This is a genomic window from Actinosynnema sp. NPDC023658 (assembly GCF_040639995.1).
Lineage (GTDB): Bacteria > Actinomycetota > Actinomycetes > Mycobacteriales > Pseudonocardiaceae > Actinosynnema.
Genome location: NZ_JBFAAX010000543.1, coordinates 1 through 4018 on the forward strand (window position 1 = coordinate 1; position 4018 = coordinate 4018).

Below are 4018 nucleotides of genomic sequence, written 5' to 3' on the forward strand. Positions count from 1 at the left end.
CTGCGACCGCTGGACCTCACCCGGCGCGACGAGCAGCACGACCCCGCCGGCGTGTTCCGGATGGTCGACACGCCCGAGCGCTCGCCCTGCCGGAGCGGCTGGAACATCCAAGCCGTGTGCACCACGGCGTCCGCACCGCGCACCGCCTCGTCCAGCGCGTCAGGGGCGGTGTCCGCGCCGAGGTCGCACGCGTGCCAGGTAACCCGGCCGAACGGTGGGACGCGCGGCGGAGGTCGTCGGCAGATCCCGACGACCTCGTGGTCGCCGTCGGCCGCCAGCGCGCGCAGCACCCCGGTCCCCACGTTGCCCGAAGCTCCGGTGATCACGACTTTCACGACAGGCGCTCCGTCCGTCGAGGTCCGTCCACTCGGGACGGTTCTGTCGACGGCTACCCGGCCGGGCGCGGGTCAAGCTCACCGGATCGGGTCGTGCAGGCTCAGGCTCCAGCGGCCGGGCCGTCGCACGGCGGCCGGTGCGACGACCACCACCGGCCCACCGCGGGCGAGCAACCGCAACCGCTGCCCGGCCCGCCGGTAGAAGCGCAACTGGACGCGCCGCCCGAACACGCGCCAACCCCACCGCATCCACCACGGCGCACGGGGGTGCAACTGGGAGTGACTGCGCGCGACGAACTCCACCAGCCCGGTGCCGTGGTGCTTCACCACGTCGTAGTCGACCCGCCCGCGTTCGAGGTGGCCGTCGAGCGTCTCGTAGCTCCACCCCCACGACGTGCGACCAGCGGACGTCTCCTCCCGCACGTCCGTTACCCGCACACCCATCAGGAACCGGAGCCCCGGCAGCCGTGCCTCCAGCAGCATGTCCCGTCCGAGGAGGTCCGCGTCGGCCTCGTGGAACGCCCGCACGATCTCCGGCGGGCTGAACTCGTACGCCGCGACCAACGCCCGCGTCCGCTGCCACAGGCCACCGTCCTCCGGCGGTCCGGGAGCCTCCCGGCCGATGTCGTGCCGGTGCACGTCGAACACCCACTGCGGCGCGCGCACCTCGGCGGGGTCGTAGTTCAGACCCCGACCGCGCAGGCCGCGCAGCAGCACCCCGGTCTCGACCCGACCTGACAGCGTCACCAGCACGAGGACTCCTCGCCTCCCGGAGCGCGTGGGCTACCCGCCCGCGTCCCCCTCAACCGGCACGCCAACCGTTCCGGTGACGCCGGCAGTCCGGTGTGGACGGGGACTTGTCAGGCAAGCCGTCACTTGCCTATGGTGGGCGTGTGGACGAGGAGCTGTTCAAGGCGTTGGCGGATCCCACCCGCCGACGCATCCTCGACGAGCTGGTGGAACGGGACGCCCAGACCCTGTTCGAGATTTGTTCGCGGCTGGTGTCCAAGCACGGCGTGGGGCTGACCCGTCAGGCGATCAGCCAGCACCTGGCCGTGCTGGAAGTCGCCGGGCTGGTCCGGTCGCGACGCGAGGGCCGCTACAAGTTCCACGACCTGAACACAGAACCGCTGGAGCACATCGTGACTCGATGGCTCAGGCCCGACCCACCGGAGAGAACCCCATGAGGATCCACCTGTCGAGCGTCTTCGTCGACGACCAGGACAAGGCCCTGCGCTTCTACACCGACGTGCTGGGCTTCATCAAGAAGACCGAGGTCCCGCTCGGTGAGCACCGGTGGCTGACCGTCGTCTCCCCGGAGGCTCCCGACGGGACCGAACTGCTGCTGGAGCCCGACGGCCACCCCGCGGTGAAGCCGTACAAGGAGGCGCTGGTCGCGGACGGCATCCCGGCCGCCGCGTTCGCCGTGGACGACGTGCGGGCGGAGTTCGACCGGCTGCGCGGGCTGGGCGTGCGGTTCACCCAGGACCCGTTGACGATGGGCCCGGTCACCACCGCGGTGCTGGACGACACCTGCGGCAACCTGATCCAGATCGCCCAGCTCCACTGACCCGCCGTTCCGGGGCCGTGTCTCTGCCTGCGATTGTCTTTATAACTTCAGTGTTGACTAAGAGTCAATCACAGGGGCGGGTCCGGTCGGTCCGGCAAAAAGCGGGGAGGCGGGTGCTCAGACGAGGCCGCCGTTGGCGAAGAGCACCTGGCCGTTGACCCAGCGGCCGGGGCCGGCGAGGAAGGCGACGGTGGCGGCGATGTCGTCCGGCTCACCGAGGCGTTCGAGCGGGGTGGCCTTGGCGAAGTTGCCGATCGTGGTGTCGTCCTTGCCCTGCAGGAACAGCGGGGTGGCGGTGGGGCCGGGTGCGACGGTGTTGACGGTGATGTCCTTGCCGCGCAGCTCGCGGGCCAGGATCAGGGTGATGCCCTCGACGGCGGCCTTGCCGGCGACGTACGCGCCGTAGGTCGGCAGCTGGGTGCGGGTGACCGACGTGGAGAAGTTGACGATCGCACCACCGCGGCGGACGCGGCGGGCGGCCTGCTGCGCGACGACGAACGTGCCGCGGACGTTGGTGCGGTGCATCCGGTCCAGGTCGGCCAGGTCCAGCTCGGTGATCGGGGCCAGGACCATGATCCCGGCGGTGTTCACGACCACGTCGACGCCGCCGAACTCGGCTTCCGTCGCGTCGAACGCGGCGCTCATGTCGGCTTCCTCCGCCACGTCACCGCCCACGGAGAGGGCCCGCCCGCCGCGGGAGGCGATGTCGGCCACGACGGCGTCGGCCTTGTCCTTGCTGCCGGCGTAGTGCACGGCCACGGCGAAGCCGTCGGCGGCCAGGCGCTCGGAGACGGCCCGGCCGATACCCCCGCTGCCGCCCAGGACGAGGGCGACCCGGGTGGCGGTCGTGGTGGTGGAGGGGGCGGCGGTGGTGCCGGTGTTCTCGGTCATGGGAATGCCTTTCAGGCTGTGGCTGCGCCAGGGGACGCGGTCAGGGTTTGTGGAGGTCCGCGAGGCGGAGCAGCCATTCGGTCAGCAGTTGGAGTTCCGCCGGGCTGAACGTGCCCGGCGGGCCGGAGCGCAGCAACGCGCCGAGGGTGGTCGCCGCGTGGGCGGTGGTCGGTGGCGCGGGGGTGCGGTCGGTGTCCGGTTCCGGGGTCAGGATGCCGGGCAGCACGATCTCGCGGACCTGCGTCGAGAGCGCGACGTCGCGGTGCGCTTCGGGTCGGCTGATCAGGGCCAGGGCGACGCCGCTGTTGGCGGACATCACGATGTCGGCGGCGCGGGCGGGCTCGATGGTGAGGCGGCCGATCCGGGCGATGCGTTCGAGCACGGCGCGCAGGAGGTCGTGCGCCTCACCTACCGCCTGCGGCCGGGACGCGAGCTTGGGGGTGTACATCAGGCGGTACAGGTTGGGGTGCTCGAGCGCGAACCGCGTGTGCTCGTCCCAGCCGCGCCGGAGGTCGGCCACCGGGTCGTCGCTCGGCTCCGCCGCGCGCTTGGCGGCCACGTACCGGCCGAACCCGTGGTCGACGACGGCGGCCAGCAGGCCGTCCTTGTCGCCGAACAGGCGGTAGATCACCGGCTGCTGCACGCCCGCCCGGTCACCGACACCCCGGGTCGAGATGTCGCCGCTGGGCGAGGCCTCCAGCAGCTCGGTGGCCGCCTCCAGGATCGCTGATCTGTGGTCCATGTTATCGACACTAACACAGGTGTACATCACTGACAACGCATCAGTGTTAGCAGTGAAACAAGCGGCCGTGATGCACGGCGGGTTCGGTGGGAACCGCAGGGTCAGCGGCGTGGTGGCCGGTGGTCGAGCCAGGACCGCAGCGCCCACCAGTGGCGCAGGGTGCTCTGGACGGTCGACGGGTCGTCCGCGGCGCTGTCGTCCCACGGCGTGCCGGTGATCTCGGCCAGCCGGTCGAGCCGGTACCGGACGGTGTTGGGGTGCACGTGCAGCGCGGTGGCGGCGTGGCCGAGGCGTTGGCCGTGGTCGAGGTAGACCAGTGCCGTGCCGACGAGTTCGCGGTGGAAGTCGTCGGCGTGGTCGAGGCAGGCCAGGGTGTCGCGCAGCAGGTCGGCCAGCACCGGCTGGGCGGCCAGCGCGACCTCGCCGGCCAGGTCGGTCAGGTCCCGCACCCCGCGCTGGCCGGCCCGGCCCGCGATCCGC

7 protein-coding genes are annotated in these 4018 nt (G+C 71.7%); 2 read left to right on the forward strand and 5 right to left on the reverse strand.

Going from position 1 to position 4018, the window contains the following annotated elements; all coding sequences use genetic code 11:
* Together AB0G02_RS30755 and AB0G02_RS30760 are read right to left on the reverse strand one after the other, a co-directional pair.
* Window positions 1–335, reverse strand: a 335-nt coding sequence (locus tag AB0G02_RS30755) for an NAD(P)H-binding protein (protein ID WP_360800934.1), incomplete at its 3' end; no start/stop codon positions are given.
* Window positions 336–413: 78 nt separating this feature from the next.
* Window positions 414–1088, reverse strand: a complete 675-nt coding sequence (locus AB0G02_RS30760; RefSeq protein WP_360800937.1) for a DUF1990 family protein — start codon at window positions 1086–1088, stop codon at window positions 414–416.
* Window positions 1089–1228: 140 nt separating this feature from the next.
* Here AB0G02_RS30760 and AB0G02_RS30765 point away from each other — a divergent pair, with 140 nt between their 5' ends.
* Both AB0G02_RS30765 and AB0G02_RS30770 read left to right on the forward strand, forming a co-directional pair.
* Complete coding sequence (locus AB0G02_RS30765; protein WP_360800940.1) at window positions 1229–1522, forward strand: metalloregulator ArsR/SmtB family transcription factor; 294 nt, start codon at window positions 1229–1231, stop codon at window positions 1520–1522.
* On the forward strand, window positions 1519–1905 hold the full coding sequence (locus AB0G02_RS30770) for a VOC family protein (protein ID WP_360800943.1): 387 nt from the start codon (window positions 1519–1521) through the stop codon (window positions 1903–1905). Before AB0G02_RS30765 ends, AB0G02_RS30770 begins: the two co-directional genes overlap by 4 nt.
* A 117-nt stretch (window positions 1906–2022) precedes the next feature.
* Here the strand turns inward: AB0G02_RS30770 and AB0G02_RS30775 are convergent, their stop codons facing one another.
* The 3 genes from AB0G02_RS30775 to AB0G02_RS30785 all read right to left on the reverse strand — a co-directional run.
* Window positions 2023–2796, reverse strand: coding sequence for an SDR family oxidoreductase (locus tag AB0G02_RS30775; protein WP_360800946.1), 774 nt, complete (start codon window positions 2794–2796; stop codon window positions 2023–2025).
* 40 nt (window positions 2797–2836) lie between these two features.
* Window positions 2837–3538: a TetR/AcrR family transcriptional regulator gene (locus AB0G02_RS30780; RefSeq protein WP_360800949.1), complete on the reverse strand. Its 702-nt coding sequence runs from the start codon at window positions 3536–3538 to the stop codon at window positions 2837–2839.
* 101 nt (window positions 3539–3639) lie between these two features.
* The coding region (locus tag AB0G02_RS30785; RefSeq protein ID WP_360800952.1) for a helix-turn-helix domain-containing protein at window positions 3640–4018 on the reverse strand (379 nt) is incomplete at its 5' end.

What these genes read in the sequence shown, in the direction of transcription:
- AB0G02_RS30780 (WP_360800949.1), bottom strand. Translation starts at nt 3,538, where the DNA reads ATGGACCACAGATCAGCGATCCTGGAGGCGGCCACCGAGCTGCTGGAG.
- AB0G02_RS30775 (WP_360800946.1), bottom strand. Translation starts at nt 2,796, where the DNA reads ATGACCGAGAACACCGGCACCACCGCCGCCCCCTCCACCACCACGACC.
- AB0G02_RS30770 (WP_360800943.1), top strand. Translation starts at nt 1,519, where the DNA reads ATGAGGATCCACCTGTCGAGCGTCTTCGTCGACGACCAGGACAAGGCC.